Raw genomic sequence first — 3615 nt, 5'->3', positions numbered from 1 at the left:
GACGCGACCACGGAGACCGGCACGCCGCCGCACTGCGCAACCTGTTCAACCGGATGCTCGGCCAGCTCTACCACTGCCTCCAGACCAGGCAGCTCTACGACCCGATCAAAGCCTTCACCCCGCCCGTCACCGCAGCAGCTTGACGACTTAGCACCATCGGAGGTCTCATCCAGTCGGCTGGTTGCCCGGCTGACCTGGGGCTTTAGGTGCCTTGACCGCCGATGGTGGGGCCTGCTGGCCAGAGCGACTCTAGGTCGCTTGGGGCTAGCGGGTCTCGGTAGGCGGCCTGTAGGACGGTCGTCCTGGTGGGCTGGTCGGCGTCGGCGAGGTTGGTGAACCAGTCGATGCCAGCCGGATAGGCCCACAGGTAGGAGCGAAGTTGCGGGTTGGATCCGCGGTCGGTGAGGAGGTCGGCTATGGCGGCTTCCTTGATCCACGGCATGCGGAAGCGGGCATGGTCGGCCAACTCGGCGATGCTCGCGCCGTCGTTGAGGGCTAGGTGCAGCTCGGCGCGCACTAGTTGGTTGTAGTAGTCGAAGCGGGTGCGGGTGACGAGTAGCTCGTCGTCCGGCGCGATGAAGAGCGGTAGGGCCTGGGCGAGTCCTTCGAGGAGGACTTGTTGCGGGGCGTGCACTGACATCAGGCGTACCCAGGGGACCTCTTCGGCGGCGGCTCGTGCCGACCAGCTCGCGCCCTGGAGGCCGTGGCCGAGTACCTCGTGTAGGGCGAACTGGCGGGCGGCGACCTTGGTGAAGCTGGCGCGGCGGAGATTGAGGCGTAGCCGGACCTTGTCGCCGGCACCGTCGAGCCAGTACGCCCAGTAGGCATCAACCTCGGCGGTCTCGATGGTGAGGTCGAACGGTGCCTTGCTGCCGGTGGCCTGCCGGACGGCCTGCTCGTAGTCGTCGGCGGCCTGGCGGATCGCGTCGGGGGCCTCGTCGGTCTCGATGGGGCCTTCGATGGCGTTCAGGTCGCGGGCGGTGTCGGGTCCCCACTGGATGCCCAGGGCGGTCAGGGCTTGGCGGGCCTGGTCGCCTCGGTGGGTGATGTAGCCGTCCTGCCATCCGGCGGCGGGGCATCCCTGGGTCGCCTGGACGTAGTCGGTCAGCGGCCGGTGTTCGCCTAGGAGGGCGCCTAGATATGCCAGGTCGGCCGTCAGGCGGGCGGTGAGGCGGGTGGCTCCGGCCTCGGTGGCGCGGGTGTGGAGGTCGGTGAGGCGTTCGTAGACGGCTAGGCGGCTGGTGGCCGGTTCGGTGGCTGTGGTGCTGGGGGCGCAATCGAAGTCGATGACGGCGACTGATCCGCGGCCGGTCTCGTAAGCGTGCCAGGCTCGTAGGGTCGATTCGATCTCGTCACGCAGGTTCACGGATCGGCTCCCAGCGCAGCGTCACGAACTGGTTCGGGCGTAGGTGGTCACGGGTCAACGACATGACGGCGTCCTGGCCGTCGATGTCCCAAAGGAGGCTATCTGTGGCGGAGTTCTCCGAGCCGTCCGGGTGTTCCTCGCACGCGGTGCACCCGGCGAGGTCGACACGGCGTTGCCGGACGTTGATCTCATAACGGCGGCAGTAGCGGGGCATCGCCTCGCGCCAGTAGTGGTTCAGGTCGAACTTGCCGCCCTCGCAGACGTAGCCGACGCGCGCCCACTCCCCCGGCCGTAGTGGCGGTGAGATTTGAAACGCGAACTTGGCGAGGTTGGTCGTGTCGTGGATGCGCTGGATGGCGATGCGCCGGTCAATGTCGGGGACGGGTTTGATGACCAGGGGGCCGGTGGTGTGCTCGAACCACACTTCGCGCGACATGCGGGCCTGCGGCTTGTCGCCGAGGTTCAGCAGGTCGAAGCGGTATTCCAGGCGCGCGGCGCCGTCGGCGGCAATCTCAATGTCGATGGTCTTCGCCAGCTCGACGACGTGACCGGAAAGGCCGGCCAGTTCAGTGATGTCGGCGTCGTTCAGGCGGCGTTCGCGCTGGAGTTGGAGGAGTCTGCGGCCGAGGTCCTGGGCGTGGCCGCTGGTGGCTGCTCTGGTGGCTGCGAGTCGGGCCTTGGCCGCGGGGATGGTTCGGGTGGTGCTGCCCCAACTGACCTCGCCGGTTTCGGGGGTGTTGATGTGGTGTTCAAGGGTGGTGAGCAGCTCGGCAACGTCGGGGGCCATGGGCTCGTTGGGGTCGCTGTGCGGCTGGTTGGACTCCTTCGGCGGACACGGCTCGAAGAGCTGTTCGGCCGTCCAGCCGGGGAGCATCTTCTCCAGCACGCGGCAGTGATGCGGGTACGGGAGCCCTTTGAGTTCGCCGCTGAGCCATCGGTGGAACTGCGCTCGGCTCGGCCAACTCCCGACAAGACCAGGGTCGACGCCTTTCGCCGCTTTGTCGTATTCGCCGCAAAACGTCTGGTGCGTCTGCCAGTGCTTCTCTCGAAGTAGAACTTTCAGCGGTACGGGGGGGATTCGCCATCACCAACCTTCCGACTGCAGGAACGTAACACAGACGAGCATCAGACGAGACAAGACGAGAACGATCCGTCCTAGATGCGATACAGGCGGTAATGCGACGTGACGTGTCTCCCGGCCACCTTAGAAGCGTGAACACCGACACCACTCCTGAGATCGAGTTGCTGGCGGGACTGCGGGCCGAGTTGACCGAATACGAGGTTCGATCCGAGGTCCGTGAGAACGTCGCCGGCCTGGCCGTCTTCACCGACGTGCGCGGCGTCTTCCTCTGGGTCTTCGTCGGCTACTCCGGGCGGTACTTCTCCTGGGATCAGGACGGGCGTCAACACCCGGTCAACGACAATCCGGGGGCGGCTCGGCGGATCGCCGAACAGGCTCGTCCGGGCGGCGCTGAGGCGGTGACCTCGTGAACGGCCTCGCCGGTAGCGGGACGTCGGCGCTGATCAAGCGGCTGGTCGACGGGATGGAAGCCGACTTCCCTGGCTGGCTGATCGCGCGTGAGTGCTCGGGGCGGTGGGTCGCCAAGCGGTCGGGGTGGGGTGCTTTGTACGGGCAGAGCGCGAGCGAACTGCGCATTCGCCTCGACCGGTTCAACGGATCGGGGGACGCGCGATGACCGGCGACCGGCGGGCGGCCGTCGTCCGCATCTCCCCTGCACGGCAATCGATGACCAGGAAGAAGGCGGTCGGACTGACCGAGGAAGAGCGTCAGCTCCTGCTCGCGGAACTCGCCGAGATCACTGCGGAACTCGATGAACTCCACGCACGGACGCAGCAGATCACGGCTCGGGTTCACGGGGCTGAATCGACCTGCCCGGCCCGTGAGAGCGGGGCGGCCTGAGATGAAGGACTCCGAGTGAGGAACCCCGCGATGGAAACACGTGCGCAGACTGAGGACCCGGCACTCCGCCAGCTCCGGGAAGAGTTCACCGGACACCGCATCTGGCGGGCTCGGCGCTGGGACGGCGCTCCCGGCGACTGGGTCGCCACCCTGCACGACCCGGCCGCCGGCGTCGACCCGACCGTGATCCGGTCGGATTCAGCAGCGCTGCGTGAGGCGTTGACGCAGGAGCGGCAGCGCGCGGGGCGCCCGGTCATGAAAAGGGCCTGGTGATGGTGGCTTGGACCCCGCCATCACCGGAGGGGGCCGTCCCTGCGCTGGGTGGGGC

6 protein-coding genes and 1 pseudogene are annotated in these 3615 nt (G+C 67.4%); 5 read left to right on the top strand and 2 right to left on the bottom strand.

Annotated elements, in window-relative coordinates; genetic code table 11:
* Nucleotides 1-143 (top strand): annotated as a pseudogene (locus E1284_RS43515) (IS110 family transposase); the annotation flags it as partial.
* A gap of 59 nt (nucleotides 144-202) precedes the next feature.
* On the opposite strand, the gene E1284_RS39510 reads toward E1284_RS43515, so the two are convergent.
* Together E1284_RS39510 and E1284_RS42760 are read right to left on the bottom strand one after the other, a co-directional pair.
* Complete coding sequence (locus tag E1284_RS39510) at nucleotides 203-1366, bottom strand: hypothetical protein (protein ID WP_131945249.1); 1164 nt, start codon at nucleotides 1364-1366, stop codon at nucleotides 203-205.
* Nucleotides 1353-2252 (bottom strand): hypothetical protein, encoded by a 900-nt coding sequence (locus tag E1284_RS42760; protein WP_207924221.1) that lies wholly within the window; start codon nucleotides 2250-2252, stop codon nucleotides 1353-1355. Before E1284_RS42760 ends, E1284_RS39510 begins: the two co-directional genes overlap by 14 nt.
* A gap of 326 nt (nucleotides 2253-2578) precedes the next feature.
* Between E1284_RS42760 and E1284_RS39500 the strand changes: the two genes are divergently transcribed.
* The 4 genes from E1284_RS39500 to E1284_RS39485 are packed head-to-tail and all read left to right on the top strand — an operon-like array spanning nucleotide 2579 to nucleotide 3560.
* Nucleotides 2579-2857: a hypothetical protein gene (locus E1284_RS39500; protein WP_131945248.1), complete on the top strand. Its 279-nt coding sequence runs from the start codon at nucleotides 2579-2581 to the stop codon at nucleotides 2855-2857.
* Complete coding sequence (locus tag E1284_RS39495) at nucleotides 2854-3063, top strand: hypothetical protein (RefSeq protein ID WP_131945247.1); 210 nt, start codon at nucleotides 2854-2856, stop codon at nucleotides 3061-3063. Before E1284_RS39500 ends, E1284_RS39495 begins: the two co-directional genes overlap by 4 nt.
* Nucleotides 3060-3287, top strand: a complete 228-nt coding sequence (locus E1284_RS39490; RefSeq protein ID WP_131945246.1) for a hypothetical protein — start codon at nucleotides 3060-3062, stop codon at nucleotides 3285-3287. The genes E1284_RS39495 and E1284_RS39490 overlap by 4 nt, the downstream gene beginning before the upstream one ends.
* Before the next feature lie 30 nt (nucleotides 3288-3317).
* Nucleotides 3318-3560 carry a hypothetical protein gene (locus E1284_RS39485; RefSeq protein ID WP_131945245.1) on the top strand — a complete coding sequence of 81 codons (243 nt, stop codon included), beginning with the start codon at nucleotides 3318-3320 and terminating at the stop codon, nucleotides 3558-3560.
* Nucleotides 3561-3615: the final 55 nt, after the last annotated feature.

Source organism: Actinomadura bangladeshensis (assembly GCF_004348335.1).
Taxonomy (GTDB): Bacteria; Actinomycetota; Actinomycetes; order Streptosporangiales; family Streptosporangiaceae; genus Spirillospora; species Spirillospora bangladeshensis.
The sequence above is the reverse complement of the archived record's forward strand: the minus strand, read 5'-3'. Positions and strand labels throughout refer to the sequence as shown.